We start from the raw sequence: 20,303 nt of genomic DNA on the forward strand, positions 1-20,303 counted from the left end.
GCACCCTTCCGTGATGCTGCTGCTCACCCCGATCACCGCACCGCCTTCGGCGCATACCTTTGCGCCTCCGGCCGGACCGGCCCATTGCGCGTCGCGGCGGAACCCGGCGCATAAACCGTGGTGAATATCCCGGCAGCCCGACCCGGGCCGCCCCTCCCCCGTGCGCCACCGGCAATCGGCCCCGCCCGTACCCGTACTCCGTACTCCTTCTCCCCCGCCCCCTCCTCAAGGAGGCCCGATGCCCGCATCCCGTTTGCGGACCGCCCTGCGCCCGGCCCTGCCGGCCGTCGTGCTCCTCTTCCTCGCCGTGGCCACCCAGGCCGGCGCGCCCCGGCGGGTGCTCGACTTCCTGGACTTCGGCGCGGGCGTGCTCGCGCTGGTCTCGCTCACCGGCACCGTGCTGTGGGGCCTGGCCGCCACCGACCGGCTGCTGCTGCACTCAGGCCACCGGCTGGTCGCGCAGGCCGTGCACCGCGGCACCGGCGTCGCCGGACTGGGCTTCCTCGCCCTGCACATCGGGGTGAAGATCGTCCGCGGCCGGACCAGCGGCACGGCCGCCGCCGTGCCGTTCGCCGACGGCGGCCGGCCGCTGCTCATCGGCCTCGGCACGCTGGCCGGTTACCTCTTCCTCGCGGCGGCGGTGACGGGCGCGGTGCGCGGCGCGTTCACCTCGCGGCGCGGGTCGCGGTGGTGGCGGGTGCTGCACATGGGCGCGTACGTGGCGTGGTGCGCGGCGCTGGTGCACGGGCTGAAGTCGGGCCGCCCGGCCGCCGGCTGGGTGACCGCCGGATACATGCTGTGCGTCGCCGGGGTCGCGGTGGTGCTCGTCCTGCGGCTGCGGGCGCCGCGGCCCGGCGCGGTGCCGGGCGGCCGGCCGCCGGGCACGCACACCGGCGGACCGCGGGCCCCGGCCCGGACGGCCCGGCACAGCCACGGTGCCCGGCCATCACGTACCGGTTCGCACGGAGCCCCACGGACATGACGTACCGCTACGCGCGCGGCTCCCGCCACGACGCCTGGGGTGCCGCACTGCCTTGCCTACGGGGGCGCGTTGTGCGGTCCCCCGGTTGCCTCAACGTCTCAGCGACCTCATGGAGTTCCTGTCATGACGCTCCTTGCTCAGGCCACCACGATTCCGCTGCCCGCTGTCGGCCGGGAATCCGTCACCGGCCGCGAACCCGCCGTCGGCCGCGGCCCCGCCGCTGCCCGGAACCCCGCCGCCACCTACACCCCCACCGGCACCCACACCCCCATCGTCACCCCGAACCTCACCGCCCCCAGCCTGGCCGTCCTGGGGTCGCCTCGGCTGCTGGCCGGGCTGGACGGGGCGGTGCGTCTGGACCGGGTGGCGCACCTGGCCCGGCACGGCAGCCCGCCCGACCTGTCGGCGAGCGAACTGGTGGCGCTGGCCGAGAACACCGGCCTGCGCGGCCGCGGCGGCGCGGGCTTCCCGTTCGCACGCAAGCTGAGCGCCGTCCTGGAGGGGCGGCGCCGCGCGGACGGACGCGCCGCCGTGGTCGTCAACGGCAGTGAGGGCGAGCCCAGTTGCCTCAAGGACACGGCACTGCTGCTGTACGCGCCGCACCTGGTGCTGGACGGCGCGCTGCTGGCCGCGCGGGCGCTCGGCGCCGGGGAGGTCGCGATCGGGGTGACGCGCGCCGACGTGGCCCGGTCGGTGCGTCAGGCGATCGCCGAACGGGGGCCGCTGTCCACGCCGGTACGCGCCGAGCTGCTGGCGGAACGTTTCGTGACGGGCGAGGGCACCGCGCTCACCGACGGCCTCAGCCGGGGCCCCGGCCTGCCCTCGGGCCGTAGGGTCCGCTCCAGCGAACGTGGTCTGAACGGCCTGCCCACCCTGCTGTCCAACACCGAGACGTACGCCCAGCTCGCCGTCGCCGCCCGGCTGGGCGCCCTGGGCTACCGCACCACCGGCGACCCCGCCGAACCCGGCACCGTCCTGCTGACCGTGGCCGGCGAACGGGTCGTGGAAGCACCGACCGGGGTGCCGCTCGCCCGCGTCCTGGCCCTGTGCGGACTCGGCCCCGGCCAGGGCGTCCTGACCGGCGGCTACCACGGCACCTGGCTGTCACCGTCCGCCGCCGGTTCGGCCCTGCTCTCCCGCGACGACCTGGCCGCGTACGGCGCGGTGCTCGGAGCGGGGGCGGTACTGCCGCTGCCGGAAGGGACCTGCCCGGCGGGCGAGACCGTACGGGTCGCGCGCTGGCTGGCCGCCGAATCAGCGGGCCAGTGCGGGCCGTGCGTACTCGGCCTGCCCGCGCTCGCCGACGCGCTCGGCCAGGCGGCCGGCGGAGGCGGGCAGCGCGCACTGGACGACGTACGGGCCCGGATGCAGGCCGTGGAACGGCGCGGCGCGTGCAGCCACCCCGACGGCGCCGCGCGTTTCGTCGCCTCGGCACTGGCCGCCTTCCCCGACGAGTTCGACGCGCACGCCCGCGGAGCCGGCTGCGGCCGTCCGGTGCTCGGCGCGCTTCCGGTGACCGGCGAGGAGACGCACGGCACCGAAGGCGCGCCCGGCCCCGGCGGCGGACGGCAGGGCGCCCACGCGGCCACGGCCGCCACCCGGTCCCGCGCCCCAGAACAGCGGCTGCTCGTCGACTGGACGCTGTGCCGGGGTCACGGCCTGTGCGCCGACCTCGTGCCCGGCATGGTCCGGCTGGGGCCCGACGGCTACCCGGAGCGGGCCACCATGCCGCTGCCCGCCCGGATGCGCCGCCGCGCGCAGCTCGCGGTGCGGCGCTGCCCGGCGCTCGCGCTGCGCGTCCAGGGCGCCGGATGACCCGTACAGGCGTCGGCCGGGCACCGAACGGGCTTCGTAAGGCATCGAAAAGGTTCCAACCGGGCTCCGTACGGGCTTCGTACGAGCGTCCCTTCCGCGCGGCTTCTGTCCGCCGGTGACAACTTCCGCCCCGCCTGAACAACCGCTCCCCACCCCGCGTACCCCGCAGACAACACCCCCCGGCACCCCTCGAAGGAGACAGCGATGACCCCGCAGACCCACCCGCGCACCGACCACCCCCGTCCCGCCCGCCGCCGCTCCCCCGATGCCCAGCGACGGCACACCGCGATGGCCGTGACGGCCGCCGCCGTCATGGCGCTCACCGCCGCCTGCGGCTCCGGTGACGGCTCCAACGCCGCGCCGGTGGCCAACGACAAGGTGCGGGCGGGCAGCGGCAGTTCCGCCGGTTACGGATCGGGCGACGACGGCAGTGACTACGGCGCCGGCAAGGGACAGGCCGGCGGCGACGGTTACGGCTCGCCGTCGGGCGACAGCAACCGGCCCGCCGCGCAGGGCGCCCGCGCCGGGACCCTCGCCCTGCGCCAGTCCCCCGAGCTGGGCCCGGTCGTCACCGACAGCAAGGGCATGGCGCTCTACCGCTTCGACAAGGACACCGCGAAACCGCCCAACTCCGCCTGCTCCGGCACCTGTGCGACCACCTGGCCCCCGGTCCCCGCCGACGACGCCACCGCAGCCTCCGGCATGGCCGCGAGCGCCCTCGGCTCGGTCACCCGGGCGGACGGCACCAAGCAGCTCACCATCGACGGCTGGCCCGCCTACCGTTACGCGAAGGACACCGCCCCCGGCGACACCAAGGGCCACGGCGTCGGCGGCACCTGGAACGCGTTCGCGCCGGACGGGAAGAAGGCCACCGCCGGGCCGGCCGCCGACGTCTCCGTCTTCGACCAGCCAAAATTGGGCAAGCTGCTCGTCGACAAGGAGGGCCGTACGGTCTACCGCTTCAACAAGGACAGCGCCTGGCCGATGAGGTTCGCCTGCAACGGCACCTGCCTGGACACCTGGAAACCGGTCGGGCCGGCCGACAAGAGCAAGCTGGAGGGCGTTCCCGAGAAGCTGATCAGCACCGTCACCCGCCCCGACGGCACCAAGCAGCTCGCGGTCGACTGCTGGCCCGTCTACACCTTCAGCGGCGACAAGCAGCCCGGCGACGTCAACGGGCAGGGGAAGATGGGCACCTGGTTCGCCGTCTCCCCGGAGGGCAAGAAGATCACTTCGCCGGCGACGGGCTGACCTCCGCCGCACCGCCCCCTGGCGCGCCGCCCCCGCCCGGGCCGGGGCCGTCGCCCGGGTCCAGGTCCGACGCCAGCACCTCGGCGTCCGGCCGTCCGTCGACGGGCCGCGGGCCCAGCCAGGTCACCGCGAGCGCCACCGCCAGGTTCACCGCGAGCGCCACGATCCCCGCGTTCATGCCCCCCACCGGGTCGTGCTCGGTGAAGACCAGCCCGCAGACCACCACCAGGCCGACGACCAGACCGCTCACGGCGCCGTAGAGCGTCAGCCGCCGCCACACCAGCCCCAGCAGAATCATCGGTACCAGCTGCGCCATCCCCTCGTACGAGATGAGCGAGAGCCGGACCAGGGTGTTCGGCGCGGTGTACGTCAGCAGCAGCGCCAGCCCGCCCGCCACCACGACCACCACCTGCGACCACAGCTTCTGGCGGTTCGCCAGCCGGGGCACCGCGCCCAGCACGCTCCTCCCCCACATCGTGCCGATGACCAGCATGAACACGGCCATCGGCACGATGGAGGAGAGCGCGGCGGCGACCCCGGTGACGCCCACCAGCCAGGCCGGCAGCGAGTCCACCACCAGCTTGAACAGCGCCAGATTGGAGTCCGCGCCGGTCAGCCCCGGCACCACGAACAGCGCCGCCATGCCCAGCAGCATCGGCACGAACAACAGCACGTTGTAGAAGGGCAGCAGCACCGCGTTGCGCCGCAGGGCGTCGGCGCTGCGCGCGCCCAGGTAGCCCGCGACGGTCGTCGGGAAGATGACGACGGTCAGCGAGTTCAGGAGGGAGGTGGTGATGAACCAGCCCTGGCCCAGGCCGCCCGACTCATGGCCGGGGAAGGTCAGCCACTGCGGCTTCTCGGCGACGATCCGGTCCAGGAAGGGCCCGTACCCGCCGAAGTAGTGCTGCGGTACGTAGACGGCCAGGAAGGCGAGGGTCGCGATGACCAGCACGTCCTTGAGGACGGACACCCACGCGCTGCCGCGCAGGCCGCTGACCACGACGAAGAGCGTGGTCACCGCGAAGCCGATGAAGTACGCCCAGTTCAGGCTGATCGCCCCGTAGGAGATGGTCGTCACGACCACGCCCATCCCGGTGATCTGGAGCTGGATGTACGGCAGCAGGCAGACCGTGGCCAGGATCGCCACCGCCGTACCGAGCCAGCGCCGTCCGTAGCGGTGCGCCACCAGGTCGGTGATGCCGACCAGATGGTGGCGGCGCGCGTACGACCAGAGCATCGGGCCGGCCACGAAACCGACCGCGTAGCCGCAGGACATGTACGCGAGGACGTAGAGGACCGGGGCGCCGAAGTTGTAGCCCCAGCCCGCAGCGCCCAGGTAGCTGAAGCTGGTGTAGCTCTCGCCCGCCATCAGCACCCAGATGAAGACCGTGCCGAGGCTGCGGCCGCCCACCGACCACTCGGTGAGCCCGCCCTTGCGGCGACCGCCGCCGCGGACCGCCAGCAGGCCCAGGGCCAGCGTCAGCACCATGAACGCCGCGAAGATGGAGGTGGCGACGGTGGCGTTCACGCCGCACCCCGCTCCGCGGCCCGGCGCGCCGCCCGCCTGCGGTCGCCGCGCCAGGCCAGCCACACCGACGCGGGCGTCAGCAGGGTGGCGAGCAGCATCCAGAAGACGAGGAAGGGCAGCCCGAGCACGGTCGGCGTCACACGGTTCACCAGCGGCAGCACACCGAGGTAGAGCACGTGAGGGACCAGGAGCCACAGCAGCGTGGGACGTTTCAGCACAGCCGCTGAGCCTATCGGGGCGCCGCGCCCGTCAGACGGCCCCACACCACCAGCCGGTACGCGGAGGAGTACTCCGGCGTACAGGTCGTCAGCGTCAGGTAGGCGCGCGGCTCGGTGTAGCGGTGGGCCGGGTGGACGGTGCTGTACGGGACCGGGGCGGTGACCGTGCCGTCGGCGGGCGAGGTGCGCGCCAGGGTCCGGTCGACCGCGTACGTGTAGCGGACGGCCGCGGTCACCACCTCCAGCGTGTCGCCGGGCCGCAGCCGGTTCAGGAAGCGGAACGGCTCGCCGTGCGTGTTGCGGTGCCCGGCGAGCGCGAAATTGCCCTGCTCACCGGGTTGCGCGGTGTGCGCGTAGTGGCCCGCGTAGCCCTTGTTCAGGACGGCGGACCTGCTGGTGCCCTCGGCGATGGGGACGGTCAGGCCGAGGCGCGGGATGCGCAGCACCGCGTACGCGGCGTCCCGGCGCGGGCGCGGCGGCGCGGCCCGCTCCAGGATGCTGCGGAACTCCTGGCTCATCCGGATGCCGGGCCGTTCGGGGGCCGGTGCAGGAGCCGGGGAGGCGGCCGTGCCGGGCGGTGGTCCGCCGGGCGTCGGTTCGGCGGACGGCGGGCGCTGCGCGTCCCACTGCCGTTCCAGCCGCCCCACCTGGTCACGCGCGCTCGCCTGCGCCTGCCGGTTGGTCCAGTACAGCTGATGCACGACCAGCAGCAGGACGAGCACGCCGAACGTCACCGCCAGCTCCGCGCCCGTCCACAACGCCCGTACGGCGCACGGCCGTCGCCGCCGCTGCCCCTGCACCACCACCGGTGTCCGCTCGCGCACGCGGTGCACGGTAGAGGCTGGAGCCGCAGACTTCCATAGCCGGCGGCCGTGCCTGGGGCGCCGCGCCTATCCCCCGAGCAGCCGCGACACCGTGAAGATGCACAGCCCGGCGAGCGCGCCGACGACCGTGCCGTTGATCCGGATGAACTGGAGGTCCCGCCCGATGTGCGCCTCGATCTTCTTGGAGGTGTGGTCGGCGTCCCAGCTCGCGACGGTGTCGGTGATCAGCGACGTGATCTCGGCGCGGTACGTCGTCACGACGTAGACCGCGGCGCCCTCCAGCCAGCCGTCGACCTTGTTCTGGAGCCGCCCGTCGCGGGCCAGCCGCTGCCCCAGCGACAGCAGGGCCGCCCGGGTGCGCTGCCGCAGCTCGCTGTTCTCGTCCTCGGCGGCCGCCACGATCATGGTGCGTACGGCGCCCCACGCGGAGGCGATCAGGTCCTGCACCTCGCCGCGCCCCAGCACCTCCGACTTCAGACGCTCCACCCGCTCCCGGGTGTCGGTGTCGGACTGCAGGTCGCCCGCGAAGTCCTTGAGGAAACGGTCCACCGCGCCGCGCGCCGGGTGCTCCGGCATGTCCCGCATCTCGGTGACGAACCGCAGCAGCTCCTTGTAGACCCGCTCGCCGACCTTGCGGTCCACGAAGCGCGGCGTCCAGCCGGGGGCGCCGCCGGAGACCGCCGTCATCACCGAGTCGCCGTGCGAGGTCAGCCAGTCGTGGGCGCGTACGCAGATCAGGTCCACGACCCGCCGGTGCCCGCCGTCCGCGACGACCTTCTCCAGCATCTTGCCGAGGCCCGGCGCGACCTCCTGCGCGTCGGCGCGCCGGGTGATCGCCTCGCCCACCACCGCCTGCACGTCGGAGTCGCGCAGCACCGTCAGCGCGCCGCGCAGCGCGGTGGACAGCTCCGCCGTCACCCGGTCGGCGTTCTTCGGTTCGGCGAGCCAGGCGCCCAGCCGGCGGCCGATGCCGACCTTGCGCAGCCGCTGCCGCACGACCTCGCCGGACAGGAAGTTCTCGCCGACGAAGTCGCCGAGGCTCACCCCGAGCTGGTCCTTCTTCGACGGAATGATCGCGGTGTGCGGGATGGGCAGCCCCAGCGGGCGCTTGAACAGGGCGGTCACCGCGAACCAGTCGGCCAGCGCGCCGACCATGCCCGCCTCGGCCGCCGCCGCCACATAGCCCGCCCAGCCGCCCGCGCCGGCGGCCTTCGCCCAGGTGGCGAGGGCGTACACCAGGGCCACCCCGAGCAGCAGGCAGGTCGCCAGGGTCTTCATGCGCCGTACGCCGCGCCGCTTCTCCTCGTCCGCGGGGCTGTACGGGAAGCCGCCGGGCGGTACCGGGCCGCGGATCCGGCCCGTGCCCGCGTGCGCGCCGCCCGGCGGTGTCCCGCCCGCTCCCGCGGCCGTATCCGCCCCGGGAACCACGTCCGTCTTCGTCCGTTCCATCCGCTCCACCCGCTCGAACCCGTCAGCACCGTACGTACAGGCATATGCCCTGCTTCATGCCGGCCGTGCGTTCAACTGTGTCCTACTCCGGAGGCGGACCACGAGTTCCCCGCCCCCGCGGGCCGCCCGGCGGGCCGTCGGGCCCGCGTGGCAGCATGAAGGGGCCTCCCGGACCGCGACGGCGCGGACCGCGACGGTGCCGCTGATCACACGCTGCCCTGTGCCCGCCCGGAGCACGCCGCTCCGCCTGCCCCAGGAGACTGTGCCCGCATGTCCACCCGAGTGGGCCGCCCCGTGCTCGCCGGCCTGGCGGCGCTGGTGGCGCTCGTCGTCGCCGTCACCCTCCTCCTCAGCTCCGGCGGTGACGGCACCGAGGACTCCGCCGGAGGCGCCCGCCCGCCCTCGGGCGGGCAGTGGGCCGGTACGTGGTCGGCGGCCGCCGCAGCCGCCGAGCACGGCGCCCCCGACGGCCACGCGGGCACGTCCATACGCAACGTGGTGCACACCAGCATCGGCGGCACCAGCGCCCGCATCCAGCTCTCCAACCTCTACGGCACCCGCCCCCTGCCCGTCAGCCATGCCTCCCTCGCCCTGGCCGCGGTACCCGGCGAACCGGCGGCCACACCCGGAACCATGCGCAGGCTGACCTTCTCCGGACGGCCCGCCGTCACCGTTCCCGCAGGCGGCGCGGTCACCAGCGACCCGGTCCGGCTGACCGTGCCGGCCGCCGCCGACCTCCTGGTCACCACCTACTCCCCGGCCCCCTCCGGCCCCGCCACCTACCACCCGCACGCCCGCCAGACGTCCTACCTGGCGCGCGGCGACCGGGCCGCGGACACCACCGGCGCCGCCTACACCGGGAAAGTCACCGCCTGGCGCTACCTGACCGGTGTGGACGTCCGCGGCCCGCACACCGAAGGCACCGTCGTCGCCATCGGCGACTCGATCACCGACGGCAACACCTCCACCCCCGACGCCAACCACCGCTGGCCGGACTTCCTCGCCGCCCGGCTGCGCACCGAGCCCGGGGCGCCCCGCTACGGCGTGCTCAACCAGGGCATCAGCGGCAACCGCCTGCTGACCGACGCGAACCGCTGGTCGGTCAGCGGCGGGCCGAGCGTGCTGTCCCGGCTGGAGCGCGACGTCCTGTCCCGTGCGGGGGTGAAGTCGGCCGTCGTCGAGATCGGCCTCAACGACCTGTTCAAGTCACCGCGCCGGCTCGACCCGGAACGGCTGGCGGACGGCATGCGGGAGATCGTGCGAAGGGCGCGGGCCCGCGGGATCCACGTCGTCGGCAGCACCCTCACCCCGTTCGGCGGCCACCGCGGCTACCGGCCGGAGCTCGACGCCGTACGGCAGGCGCTCAACGCGAAGATCCGTGCCGGGGAGGTCTACGCCCAGTACGCGGACTTCGACAAGGCGCTGCGCGACCCGCACGACCCGCTGCGGATGCGGCCCGCCTACGACTCGGGCGACCATCTGCACCCCAGCGACGAGGGCTACCGGGCGATGGCCGAAGCGGTCGGTCTGCGGCAGCTCAAGGGGGCGGCGCGGGTGGCGACCTGAGCGTACGGACCTCCGGGGCGCGTCCCGCCCCGTACGCGTCCCACGGCCTCAGCCCAGCTCCTTGCGCCGCCGCTCCGGCACCTCGTACCCGCCCGCGTCCCCCGGAAGCCCCGGCTCCGCGCGCCGCTCGCGCTCCAGCCTGATCCGCTGCTTCTCCAGCCTGGACAGCTTGCGCCGGACACCGACGCCGCCCATCATCGCGAATCCGGTGATCCTCACCCGCGGCGCGCCCGGGTCCCCCGGCTCGCCGTCGCCGTTGTCGAAGCCGCCCATGAAGCCCCAGCCGGTCACCTGGACCTCGACGCCCGGCGGCACCACGACATCGATGCCGCCCATCAGCGCGAAGCAGCGCACCGTGACCTCGCCGGCCTCGAAGCAGGCGTCCCGCAGGTCGATCTCGCCACCCGCCTGGAACACCCCCGCGGTGAACGTCCGCGGCACCGTCCAGCGCCCTTTGCGCGAGAATCCGCTCCAGAAGGCGAAGGCCCCGCGGGAGGACGGCTCACCGCCGATCCGCTCCCGCCAGCCGGTCACCCCCGCCCCGGCGGCCCGGGTGTCCGGCACCCCGCCGTCGAACGTCTGCGGCAGGTCGGCGACCAGCGGACGCAGGGCACCGACCGTCCGCGCCTGGTACGTCGCGGTCAGCCGCTCGTCGAACTCCTCCATCGCCAGCCGCCCTTCGGCGAGCGCCTCGCGCAGGATGCCGGCGACCCGGTCGCGGTCGGCGTCCGAAGCGCGCAGATCGGGGAGTTCATCAGTCATACGGACAGATTAATGCCTCATGGTGTCCGACTGTCCGCGTACATCCGGGAGATGACGTCCTCGATGTCCGGTTCCCGCACCGACAGGTCCACCAGCGGATACCGTTCCGCCACTGCCGAGACGACCGGGGCCGCGCTCTGCGCCGCCGGGAACGCCAGCCACTGCCGCGGGCCTTCGACCCTGACCGTACGGGCGCCGGGCACGCCCTCGATCGGCGGCAGCTCCCGTTCCAGGTCCACGACCAGCGTCCGTTCGCTGCGGCCCACGGCGTGCAGCCCGTCCAGGCCGCCGTCGTACACCAGCCGGCCGTGGTCGATGACCATCACCCGGCGGCACAACTGCTCGATGTCGGTGAGGTCGTGGGTGGTCAGCAGGACGGTGGTGCCCTGCTCCGCGTTCACCTCGCGGAGGAAGCCGCGGACCTTCGCCTTGCTGATGACGTCCAGGCCGATCGTCGGCTCGTCGAGGTAGAGCACCTCCGGGTCGTGCAGCAGCGCCGCCGCGATGTCACCGCGCATCCGCTGGCCGAGCGAGAGCTGCCGCACCGGGACCGGCAACAGCTCCCCCAGGTCGAGCAGTTCGACACAGCGCTCCAGGTTCCGGCGGTACACGGCGTCCGGAATCCGGTACATCCGCCGCACCAGCTCGTAGGAGTCCTTCAGCGGCAGGTCCCACCACAGCGTCGTACGCTGCCCGAAGACCACCCCGACACGGCGCGCGAGCCGGGTGCGCTCGCGCGCGGGGTCGATACCCGCCACCCGCAGCCGGCCACCGCTGGGCACCAGGATGCCGGTGAGCATCTTGACGGTGGTGGACTTGCCCGCGCCGTTCGGGCCGATGTAGCCGACCATCGCGCCGCGCGGCACCCGGAAGCTGATGCCGTCGACGGCCCGCACCTCCTCGCGCACCCGCCGCAGCCGCCCCGCCCTGCGCCGTACGCGGAAGACCTTCTCGACGCCGTCCAGCTCGATGAAACCGGGCTCGCCACCGGACTGCCCGCAGCCGTGCGCCGGCTCGTGCCGCTGCCGCGCCTCGTCACGGGACGCCACCACGCCCCCGGACCGCTCCGATCCCCGCACCGCGTCCCCCGGCCCGCTCCGCATGCCGTCCTCAGCTCCCCGTGCTCCGATAGTTCCGCAGGCCCGCCCGCCAGGCCAGCCAGGCCAGTACACACATCCCCACCGCCACCGCGGGCCCGAGGAAGTCCACCCAGCCCGGCAGCCCGAGCGGATCGTCGCGGCCCAGCAGGCGCAGCGCGGGCAGCCAGTTGACGAAGGCCAGCGGGACGATGAAGGTCACGCCGCGCACCAGGTCCTCGGCGAAGACGGTGGGCGGGTACTGGAGCATCGTCGTCCCGCCGTACGTGAACGAGTTCTGCACCTCGGCCGCGTCCTGCGCGACGAACTGGAACGCGGCCCCGAGGGTGAAGACCGCCCCGAAGATCACCGCACCGCACAGCAGCATCAGCGGCACCAGCAGCACCCGGCCCGGCGTCCAGTCCACCTCCAGCAGGGGCAGCGACCAGCCCAGCACCAGCGCCGCCTGCAGGATCCGCCCCAGCCGCCGCAGCGCGAAACGGTCCGCGGCGACCTGCGCGAAGACCGGTACGGGCCGCACCAGAAGGACGTCCATCGTGCCGTCCCTGACCCGGGACCCGAGCCGGTCCATGCTCCCCAGCGCCAGGTCCGCCAGGCCCAGTGCCGCGTTGGACGTGCCGTACAGGAACGCCACCTCGGGCAGCGAGAACCCGCCGAGGGCGGTGACGTGCGAGAACATCAGCAAGATGGCCACGAAGTCCAGCCCGGTGGCGGCGAAGTGACCGAGCGCCGTCAGCAGGAAGGACGTCCGGTAGGCGAGCGTGGAACGTACCCACATCGCCACGATCAGCCCGTACGCCCGCAGACCCGCGCCGAGCCGCGACGCCGCCCCGGCCGGTGCCCACTCCTCAGCCACCCTGCACCACGACCTTCCGCGTCGCCACGGACTGCACCAGCCGCCCCGCCGCCAGCAGCACCACCGCCCACCCCGCCTGGAAGGCCAGCGCCCGCGCCACGCCCACGCCGTCGTGCACCTCCAGCAGTACGTCGGCCGGCACCTGGAGCATCGAGGACCACGGCAGCAGCCGTACGGCCTCCCCGAAGCCACCGGGAAAGACGGTCAGCGGCAGCACCATCCCCGAGAAGAACAGACACAGCAGCCCGGCCACCATCGCCACCCCCGCACCGTCCAGCAGCCAGAAGGACGTCAACGCCACCAGATAACGCAGCGCGAAGCCCACCACCACCCCGAGCGCCACCGACACCAGGAACAGCAGCCAGGTCACCGGGGAGACGGGCAGCGCCGACGGGAAGACCAGCGTGCCCACCGCCATCGGCACCAGCCCCCGGCCCAGCAGCTGGAAAGCGGCCCGCCCGAGGTCCGCGGCCAGCCACCACACCTGGAGGTCGGCAGGCCGGTACAGGTCGACGGCGATGTCCCCGCTGCGGATGCGCTCCTGCAGCTCGTCCATGCCGCCGCCGATCAGCAGCCCGGTGGCCGCCAGCAGCGCCTGGCCGGTCCACACGAAGGTCAGCGCCTGCGGCAGGTCGTAACCGCCCAGGCGGGGGCGCTCGGTCCACAGGGCGGTGTAGGTGTAGGCGATGACGAAGCCGAAGACGGTGTTGGTGAAGACGCCGGAGGCGGTGGCGATACGGTAGGTGGCATAGCGCCGGAAGCTGCCGGCCGCGACGGCTGCGTACAACACGTGCGGCGCCTCCCGTACCTGACGGCGCGCCACCTCGGCGCGGAGCACCGGAGCCTAGTGCGGCGCGCTGGGGCCCGGCCACGCATTTATTCACCCGTTCCGGTGAGACTTACGACCCGTTCGGCCGGTCACGGAGCGGTCACAGGTGCGCGCCGCCCCTCGTGGGTGAAGGGCATGATGCGAGAGTTTCGTATCGGGCGACAGTTCCTTTTCCGGCTTTGAACGCGAATCGCCCGACACGTCACCGATCCGCCGCGGTACAACCCTCGGCGGCGGCCGAGGAGTCCATACAGACATGAGCGACGATCCGCAGCAGGACGGCAAGGCCGGCCCCCGCGTACCGAGGTGGGCCGCACGCTCCGAGTTGCCCGCGGCCGCCGGCGGGGACGGCCCCCGGGAGAGCCCGGCGGCCGGCGGACAGGCCACGGCCGGCAAGGGTGGCAAGGCCCGCCCGAAGCGCACCGGCTGGCGGCGGGCCCTGCCCACCTGGCGGATGGTCCTGGGCGGCTTCCTGCTCATCCTGCTGCTGATCGCGGGCGGCCTCGTCGCCGGCTACATGCTCGTGCCCATCCCCGCCGCCAACCAGGCCGCCCAGGCGCAGAGCAACGTCTACCTCTACGCCGACGGCAGCCAGATCGCCCGCGACGGCAAGGTCAACCGCGAGAACGTGCCGCTGAGCCAGGTACCGAAGACCACCCAGGAAGCCGTACTGGCCGCCGAGGACCGCGACTTCTACTCCGAGTCCGCCGTCGACCCCGTCGCCATGCTCCGCGCCGCGTGGAACACCGTCACCGGCAAGGGCAAGCAGTCCGGCTCCACCATCACCCAGCAGTACGTGAAGAACTACTACCTCGGCCAGGAGCAGACCGTCACCCGCAAGGCCAAGGAGTTCTTCATCGCGATCAAGCTGGACCGCGAGCGCAGCAAGTCCGAGATCCTGGAGGGCTACCTCAACACCAGCTACTACGGACGCAACGCGTACGGCATCCAGGCCGCCGCCCAGGCGTACTACAGCAAGAACTCCGACCAGCTCACCACCGCCGAGGGCGCCTACCTCGCCACCCTGCTCAACGCGCCCAGCGCGTACGACGTCGCCACCCACCCCGAGAACCGGCAGCGCGCCCTGGACCGCTGGAACTACGTCCTGGACGGCATGGTCAAGAAGAAGTGGATCAGCCAGTCCGAACGGGCCACGCTGAAGTTCCCCACCCCCGGCAAGGCCAAGCCGCCCACCGGCCTGTCCGGCCAGCGCGGCTACCTCGTCGAAGCGGTCAAGGACTACCTGACCAACAACAAGATCATCGACGACCGGACGCTGGCCGCCGGCGGCTACCGCATCACCACCACCCTCGACAAGAAGCGCCAGGACGCCCTGGTCGAAGCCGTCGACGAGAAGCTGATGCAGCAGCTCGGCACGTCCGGGCCCGACCGCTACGTACGGGCCGGCGGCGCCTCCATCGACCCCGCCACCGGCAACGTCGTCGCCATGTACGGCGGCATCGACTACGCCAGGCAGTACGTCAACAGCGCCACCCGCCGCGACTACCAGGTCGGCTCCATCTTCAAGCCGATCGTCTTCACCTCCGCCGTCGCCAACGACGCCGTCACCCAGGACGGCAACAAGATCACCCCGAACACGGTCTACGACGGCACCAACAAGCGCGAGGCCGTCAGCAACGGCCGGCGCACCGGCTTCGCCCCCGAGAACGAGGACGGCCGCTCCTACGGGCCGATCACCGTCTCCACCGCCACCGACAAGTCCGTCAACGCCGTGTACGCCCAGATGGGTGTCGACGTCGGCCCGCAGAAGGTCAAGGACACCGCCATCGACCTCGGCATCCCCAAGGACACACCCAGCCTCGGCTCCTCCGAGGGCGCCGTCTCGCTCGGCACCGCCACCCCCAGCGTCCTGGACATGACGCAGGTGTACGCCACCCTCGCCAACCACGGCAAGCAGCACGCGTACAGCCTCGTCGGCAAGGCCACCAAGGGCGGCGAAACCGTCGACCTGCCCGACCGCGGCGAGAAGACCGCGGTCCCCCGCAACGCCGCCGACACCACCACCTCGATCCTGCGCAGCGTCATCGAGAGCCCCGGCGGCACCGGCGCCGCGGCCCGCGCCGTCGGACGGCCCGCGGCCGGCAAGACCGGCACCGCGGAACAGGACAAGGCCGCCTGGTTCGCGGGCTACACCCCCGACCTGGCCACCGTCGTCGGCGTGCTGGGCCAGGACCCGGACACCGGCGCGCAGAAGCCGCTGTACGGCGCGGCCGGCCAGGCCCGGATCAACGGCGGTGGCTTCCCCGCCGAGATCTGGGCCGCGTACACCGCTGCGGCCCTGGAGGGGAAGCCGGCCAAGGACTTCGACCTGGACCTGGAGGAGGGCGCGAGCCGGCCGCCCAGCGAGTCACCGACCACGCCCAGCGAGTCGCCGAGCACCAGCGCGGCACCGCCGACCGACACCCTCCCGCCCACCGGCCCGACCGGCACCCCGCCGACCAGCGGCCCCACCACGGCCCCAGGACCCAGCTTCCCCACCTTCCCGACCGAGCAGCCGACCACCGCCCCCACCGATGACTGGCCCACCGTGGAGCCCCCCGCCGGAGGCGCCGAGGGCGCCATCGGCGGGGGCAGCCGGGGCGGCGTGGGCAGCGTGGGCGGCATCGGCGGCGGCATGGGAGGCGGGTACGACGGAGGGTACGGAGGGTGGGAGAACTTTCCGGGGGCTTGAGGGGGAGCCCGAGCGAGCCGTGAGGGGGCGTACGGCTGTGTCAGTGGCCGGACGTCATCTTCAGACCCACCACCGCCACCAGCAACAAGCAGATGAAGAAGATCCGCGCGGCGGTGGCGGGCTCGCCGAGCACCAGCATGCCGACGACCGCGGCGCCGGCCGCGCCGATGCCGACCCAGACGCCGTAGGCGGTGCCGATCGGCAGGGTCCGGGCGGCGTACGAGAGCAGCACCATGCTGGCGACGATGCCCGCGCCGGTGAAGACGCTGGGCCACAGCCGGGTGAAGCCGTCGGTGAACTTCATACCGATCGACCAGCCGACCTCCAGCAGACCGGCGACGGCGAGCAGGATCCATGCCATGACGGCACCTCCGTGGAAAACGAGCTTCTACAGGGGTGCGTCGTCTTGTCGTGACCCGGTACGGCGCGTCTCGTCGGGATGCTTCCGACCCTAGCAAAAGGCACGCAAAACGGGCGGTGACCCTGGTCACCGCCCGCCGTCGCCTCCGTACGGCCCTACCACTCCGCGGTCCGGCCCCTGCCGCTACCGCCCTACAGGTACAGTCCCGTCGCGTCCTCGGCGCCCTCCAGGCGCTCCGCCGCCACCGCGTGCAGGTCACGCTCGCGCATCAGCACGTACGCGACGCCGCGCACCTCGACCTCGGCCCGGTCCTCCGGGTCGTACAGCACCCGGTCACCGGGCTCCACGGTCCGTACGTTCTGCCCCACCGCGACCACCTCGGCCCAGGCCAGGCGGCGGCCGACCGCCGCGGTCGCGGGAATGACGATGCCGCCGGTGGAGCGGCGCTCGCCCTCGGCGATGTCGGTACGGACCAGCACCCGGTCGTGCAGCATCCGGATGGGCAGCTTGTCGTGGGTGTCCTTGGCGTTATTCGGGCTCACGGCACGACCGTACCTGGCCGCACGGCCCGGCACGGCCCGTCCCGGGTCCTGACGGGAACGGCTCCTAGGAACGGCGGCGCCTGGAGCCCACCACGAGCAGCCCGACGACAGCCACCCCGATCATCGCCAGCGGCACCACCCGCTCCAGGCGGGGCGCGCCGTCCTCCGCCACCAGCTGGGCGCGGATGTCCGAGACCGCGCGGTTGGCGGCCACGTACGCCCGCCCCGCCGTGCGGTCCACGGCCGCCGCCGTCTTCGCCTTCGCGTCCCCCATGATCGTCTTCGGGTGCAGCCGCACACCGATCTCGTCCAGCGTCACGGCAAGCTCCTGCCGCCTGCGGACGATGTCCTTCTCGATCTGCGCAGGGGTCCTGGCTTCCGACACCGCGCTGCCTCCGGTCGTCTCGATCCGTCTCCGTGCGGACAGTCTGTCAGCACCCACGCCCCGCCGCCCCACAGCACCCCCTTTTCGGGCGGCTCAGTAACCTCGGGGCGTACCGCAAACAGGGGCGCGACGCGCTCGCGCACCCGCCACCCCGTACGTGTTCCCCGCGTGCCGCCCACCCCAAGGAGAGCCATGAGCGAGCGACTGCAGCCCGGCGACACCGCCCCCGCCTTCACCCTCCCCGACGCGGACGGCCGGCAGGTCTCGCTCGCCGACCACCGGGGCCGCAAGGTCATCGTGTACTTCTACCCGGCCGCACTGACCCCCGGCTGCACCAAGCAGGCCTGCGACTTCACCGACAACCTCGACTTCCTGGCCGGCCACGGCTACGACGTCATCGGCATCTCCCCCGACAAGCCGGAAAAGCTCGCGAAGTTCCGCGAGAAGGAGGAGCTGTCGGTCACCCTGCTGGGCGACCCCGACAAGAAGGTCCTCGAGGCGTACGGCGCCTTCGGCGAGAAGAAGCTGTACGGCAAGGTCGTGACCGGCGTCATCCGCTCCACGGTGATCGTGGACGAGGAGGGCAAGGTCGAGCGGGCCCTGTACAACGTGAAGGCCACCGGCCACGTCGCCAAGATCATCAAGGATCTGGGGCTGTAGGACCGTGGCCCGGGCTGACGGCTGCCGGGGCCGCAGTCCGGGCCTGACGGCCGCCGAGAACCGTCAGCCCGGGCCCGCCGGGGGCCCGCCGGGGCCCGGGTGTCCTCGCACACGCCGGCCCCGGCCCCACACAGTCCCTTCCTTTACGAGGCCGTCACCGCACCCCGCTCCGCCACCGGCACCCGCTCCGCCTCGTCCGGCTCCGACGGCCCCGGCAGCTCCAGCACCGCCTCCGCGCCGCCCCCCTCGGCCGTACCGAACACCAGCCGGCCGCCCAGCACCTCCGCCTGCCCGGCCGCGATCGTCAGCCCCAGGCCGTGCCCCGTACCGCGCTCCGGAGCCGCCGTACGGAACCGGCGCGGCCCCTCCGCGCACAGTTCCGGCGGATACCCGGGACCGTGATCGCGTACGACGATCCGCGCGCCCTCGACCCGTACCTCCACCGGCGGCGCGCCGTGCTTGGCCGCGTTCGCCAGCAGGTTGACCAGCACCCGCTCCACCCGGCGCCGGTCGGTCTCCACCACCCGCGCCGGGCCCGCCACGACGACCTCGACACCCGTGATGCCGCGCACCCGCTCCGCCCGGCCCACGATCCCGCGCACCAGCGACGGCAGGTCCACCGCGTCCAGCTGCGCGGACTCCACACCCGCGTCCAGCCGCGACACCTCCAGCAGGTCCTCGACCAGATTGCGCATCGTCTGCGCCCGGTCCCGCACCAGCTCGACGGCCCGCTCGTGCGGCAGCAGCTCCGACGCCGCGACCAGCCCCGCCACCGGGGTACGCAGCTCGTGCGCCACGTCGGCGGTGAACTTGCGCTCCGCCTCCACCCGCGCCGCCAGCGACGTCGCCATGTGGTGCACCGAACGGCCCAGCTCGGCCACCTCGTCCCGGCCGCCCGCCGCCAGCGCGTCCGCATCCGGCGGCTCACCCGCCGCGATCCGGCGCGCCGCCGCCGCACTGTGCCGCAGCCGCCGCGACAGCCGCTGCGAGACGAACCACGACACACCCGCCATCAGCACCACCGTGCCGATGCCCGCGATCAGCAGCGCCCGGTCCAGCGCCTCCTGGGCCGGGTCGTTGTCCGGGAACGCCGCCGACACCGACAGCGTGCGCGGCTGCGACCGGGAACCGCTGCCGGCCCCGGAACCACCCGAACCGGAACCACCGGCCCCGGAACCGCCGCCCACCCCGGTAGCCGCCCACACCCGCGGATCCTCGCCCTGACTCACGTACGTACCCGACTTGCCCTCGAAGACCGCGGCCCGCAGCGGACTCGGCAGCGTCGCGTCGTCCAGCTGCGCGCCCAGCGCCAGCGTGCCGTCCCGCTCGTAGATCTGCAGCGCCGAACTGAGCCGGTCGTCCTGGTACGAACGCGCCGAACGCTCCCGCTCCGCGTCCACGATGTGGTGCACCGCGAAGCCCAGCACCACCACCGCCAGCACCGTCACACACGAAATGGCCAGGGCGATCCGGCCTCGGATCCCCATCACGCGAGGTTGTACATCTCCGTCGAATCACCGAGCGGCGTCGAGCCCTCGTACGTCACCTCCAGCCCCGTGAAGGCCCGCGCGCCGTCCACCGTCTTCGCCCCGTACAGCCGGAACGTCGCCGGGAACCCGGCATCCGCGCCCGCCCCCGCCGCGGCCTTCTCCACCTGCACCATGCCCCTGCCCTCGGCCTCCGCCGTGCCGTACCGGTCCCACGTGATGCCGGTCGCCACCATGCCCGCGTCAGCGCACGTCAACGTGATGACCTGCGGCTTGATCTCCGGCTCGCCGAACCCGCAGTCCCGCACACCCGGCAGCCCGCCGGACGCCTTCCCGGCCGACTTCACGTCCCGCACCGCCGACGTCTTCGGCGCCGCGTCCACCGCCGACGCGCGGTCCGCCGCCTGGCTGAACCACACACCGGCGGCCGCCAGCGCGGTGACCGCGGCGAAGGTCGCCAGGGCGGTGCGCCCGCTGAACCGGCGGGAGCCTTCGCGGTCGGTCATGAACTTCTCCTTCCGGGGCAGCGGCCCCGTGCCGGCACAGAACGGGCCACCACATCCGAACGCGTCGAGCGCACCGGGTGAACGTCCCACGCGCGCGACAACAAGACACACGTACGCGAGGTGTCCGCAGAGCGAACGGTTCGGAGCATAAGGGCGGTTTCGATACCCGCAACTCTCCCCTCCCCGCCACACGGGCTGATTGCCCGGACGCTTCGGTGACCACGCGGCTTTGTACCAGTTCTGTAACAGCGACCGTCACACCCCTGGCGAAATCCACCACGAAACCGGGAGAAACCGCTGCGCCGGACGGCGCACGCCACGTGACGTACGTCGCGTTGTGGGGCCAGAGTGGTTTGAGTCGCGCTCCACTGCGCAGGCGCACCTGTCGTACGACCACCTTTGTGATCACCGGCGACCGCCGACGGCCGACCCGGCCCCCCAGCCACCCGGCCCCCGGACGCCCACGACCGCCGCGACCCACCTGCCGCGCATC

The 20,303-nt window shown here is 73.3% G+C and carries 19 protein-coding genes and 1 riboswitch; of the genes, 6 read left to right on the forward strand and 13 right to left on the reverse strand.

Features of this window, described 5'->3' with window-relative positions:
- Positions 1–238: 238 nt before the first annotated feature.
- The 3 genes from ACZ4Z1_RS14360 to ACZ4Z1_RS14370 all read left to right on the forward strand — a co-directional run bounded on the left by ACZ4Z1_RS14360 (position 239) and on the right by ACZ4Z1_RS14370 (position 4,048).
- Positions 239–982, forward strand: a complete 744-nt coding sequence (locus tag ACZ4Z1_RS14360) for a hypothetical protein (RefSeq protein WP_468486884.1) — start codon at positions 239–241, stop codon at positions 980–982.
- A 123-nt stretch (positions 983–1,105) separates the two neighbouring features.
- On the forward strand, positions 1,106–2,797 hold the full coding sequence (locus tag ACZ4Z1_RS14365; RefSeq protein ID WP_468486885.1) for an NADH-ubiquinone oxidoreductase-F iron-sulfur binding region domain-containing protein: 1,692 nt from the start codon (positions 1,106–1,108) through the stop codon (positions 2,795–2,797).
- 204 nt (positions 2,798–3,001) lie between these two features.
- On the forward strand, positions 3,002–4,048 hold the full coding sequence (locus ACZ4Z1_RS14370) for an SCO0930 family lipoprotein (RefSeq protein ID WP_468486886.1): 1,047 nt from the start codon (positions 3,002–3,004) through the stop codon (positions 4,046–4,048).
- Here the strand turns inward: ACZ4Z1_RS14370 and ACZ4Z1_RS14375 are convergent.
- The 4 genes from ACZ4Z1_RS14375 to ACZ4Z1_RS14390 are packed head-to-tail and all read right to left on the reverse strand — an operon-like array spanning position 4,026 to position 8,067.
- Complete coding sequence (locus ACZ4Z1_RS14375; RefSeq protein WP_468486887.1) at positions 4,026–5,576, reverse strand: sodium:solute symporter family protein; 1,551 nt, start codon at positions 5,574–5,576, stop codon at positions 4,026–4,028. The genes ACZ4Z1_RS14370 and ACZ4Z1_RS14375 overlap by 23 nt on opposite strands.
- Positions 5,573–5,794: a DUF3311 domain-containing protein gene (locus tag ACZ4Z1_RS14380; RefSeq protein ID WP_468486888.1), complete on the reverse strand. Its 222-nt coding sequence runs from the start codon at positions 5,792–5,794 to the stop codon at positions 5,573–5,575. The genes ACZ4Z1_RS14375 and ACZ4Z1_RS14380 overlap by 4 nt, the downstream gene beginning before the upstream one ends.
- 11 nt (positions 5,795–5,805) lie before the next feature.
- Positions 5,806–6,627 carry a class E sortase gene (locus tag ACZ4Z1_RS14385; RefSeq protein WP_468486889.1) on the reverse strand — a complete coding sequence of 274 codons (822 nt, stop codon included), beginning with the start codon at positions 6,625–6,627 and terminating at the stop codon, positions 5,806–5,808.
- Positions 6,628–6,684: 57 nt separating this feature from the next.
- Complete coding sequence (locus ACZ4Z1_RS14390; RefSeq protein ID WP_468486890.1) at positions 6,685–8,067, reverse strand: DUF445 domain-containing protein; 1,383 nt, start codon at positions 8,065–8,067, stop codon at positions 6,685–6,687.
- A 270-nt stretch (positions 8,068–8,337) separates the two neighbouring features.
- On the opposite strand from ACZ4Z1_RS14390, the gene ACZ4Z1_RS14395 reads away from it, so the two are divergent.
- Positions 8,338–9,633: an SGNH/GDSL hydrolase family protein gene (locus ACZ4Z1_RS14395; protein ID WP_468486891.1), complete on the forward strand. Its 1,296-nt coding sequence runs from the start codon at positions 8,338–8,340 to the stop codon at positions 9,631–9,633.
- 48 nt (positions 9,634–9,681) lie between these two features.
- Here ACZ4Z1_RS14395 and ACZ4Z1_RS14400 read toward each other — a convergent pair whose 3' ends face one another.
- The 4 genes from ACZ4Z1_RS14400 to ACZ4Z1_RS14415 form a co-directional block, all read right to left on the reverse strand.
- Positions 9,682–10,395, reverse strand: a complete 714-nt coding sequence (locus tag ACZ4Z1_RS14400; RefSeq protein ID WP_468486892.1) for a DUF1707 SHOCT-like domain-containing protein — start codon at positions 10,393–10,395, stop codon at positions 9,682–9,684.
- Between the two features lie 17 nt (positions 10,396–10,412).
- Positions 10,413–11,498, reverse strand: coding sequence for an ABC transporter ATP-binding protein (locus ACZ4Z1_RS14405; protein WP_468486893.1), 1,086 nt, complete (start codon positions 11,496–11,498; stop codon positions 10,413–10,415).
- Positions 11,499–11,505: 7 nt separating this feature from the next.
- Complete coding sequence (locus tag ACZ4Z1_RS14410; protein ID WP_468487025.1) at positions 11,506–12,270, reverse strand: ABC transporter permease; 765 nt, start codon at positions 12,268–12,270, stop codon at positions 11,506–11,508.
- A gap of 70 nt (positions 12,271–12,340) precedes the next feature.
- Positions 12,341–13,138 carry an ABC transporter permease gene (locus ACZ4Z1_RS14415; protein WP_468486894.1) on the reverse strand — a complete coding sequence of 266 codons (798 nt, stop codon included), beginning with the start codon at positions 13,136–13,138 and terminating at the stop codon, positions 12,341–12,343.
- Between the two features lie 295 nt (positions 13,139–13,433).
- Between ACZ4Z1_RS14415 and ACZ4Z1_RS14420 the strand changes: the two genes are divergently transcribed.
- A complete protein-coding gene (locus tag ACZ4Z1_RS14420; protein WP_468486895.1) occupies positions 13,434–15,869 on the forward strand; it encodes a transglycosylase domain-containing protein in 2,436 nt (811 codons plus the stop codon).
- A 40-nt stretch (positions 15,870–15,909) separates the two neighbouring features.
- Here ACZ4Z1_RS14420 and ACZ4Z1_RS14425 read toward each other — a convergent pair whose 3' ends face one another.
- The 3 genes from ACZ4Z1_RS14425 to ACZ4Z1_RS14435 form a co-directional block, all read right to left on the reverse strand.
- On the reverse strand, positions 15,910–16,230 hold the full coding sequence (locus tag ACZ4Z1_RS14425) for a DMT family transporter (protein WP_030023730.1): 321 nt from the start codon (positions 16,228–16,230) through the stop codon (positions 15,910–15,912).
- A 34-nt stretch (positions 16,231–16,264) separates the two neighbouring features.
- A riboswitch (guanidine-III (ykkC-III) riboswitch) is annotated at positions 16,265–16,330 on the reverse strand.
- 91 nt (positions 16,331–16,421) lie between these two features.
- A complete protein-coding gene (locus ACZ4Z1_RS14430) occupies positions 16,422–16,724 on the reverse strand; it encodes a GroES family chaperonin (RefSeq protein ID WP_174856576.1) in 303 nt (100 codons plus the stop codon).
- Positions 16,725–16,836: 112 nt separating this feature from the next.
- Positions 16,837–17,157, reverse strand: a complete 321-nt coding sequence (locus ACZ4Z1_RS14435; RefSeq protein WP_030023732.1) for a DUF3618 domain-containing protein — start codon at positions 17,155–17,157, stop codon at positions 16,837–16,839.
- A 192-nt stretch (positions 17,158–17,349) separates the two neighbouring features.
- On the opposite strand from ACZ4Z1_RS14435, the gene bcp reads away from it, so the two are divergent.
- Positions 17,350–17,817, forward strand: a complete 468-nt coding sequence (gene bcp / locus ACZ4Z1_RS14440; RefSeq protein ID WP_468486896.1) for a thioredoxin-dependent thiol peroxidase — start codon at positions 17,350–17,352, stop codon at positions 17,815–17,817.
- Between the two features lie 143 nt (positions 17,818–17,960).
- Here bcp and ACZ4Z1_RS14445 read toward each other — a convergent pair whose 3' ends face one another.
- Positions 17,961–19,304 carry a sensor histidine kinase gene (locus ACZ4Z1_RS14445; protein WP_468486897.1) on the reverse strand — a complete coding sequence of 448 codons (1,344 nt, stop codon included), beginning with the start codon at positions 19,302–19,304 and terminating at the stop codon, positions 17,961–17,963.
- The gene (locus tag ACZ4Z1_RS14450) at positions 19,304–19,810 is read right to left on the reverse strand and encodes a hypothetical protein (RefSeq protein WP_468486898.1); all 507 of its coding nucleotides are present in this window, start codon (positions 19,808–19,810) and stop codon (positions 19,304–19,306) included. The genes ACZ4Z1_RS14445 and ACZ4Z1_RS14450 overlap by 1 nt, the downstream gene beginning before the upstream one ends.
- Between the last annotated feature and the right edge of the window lie 493 nt (positions 19,811–20,303).

The sequence above is a fragment of the Streptomyces sp. NPDC030165 genome, assembly GCF_055573595.1.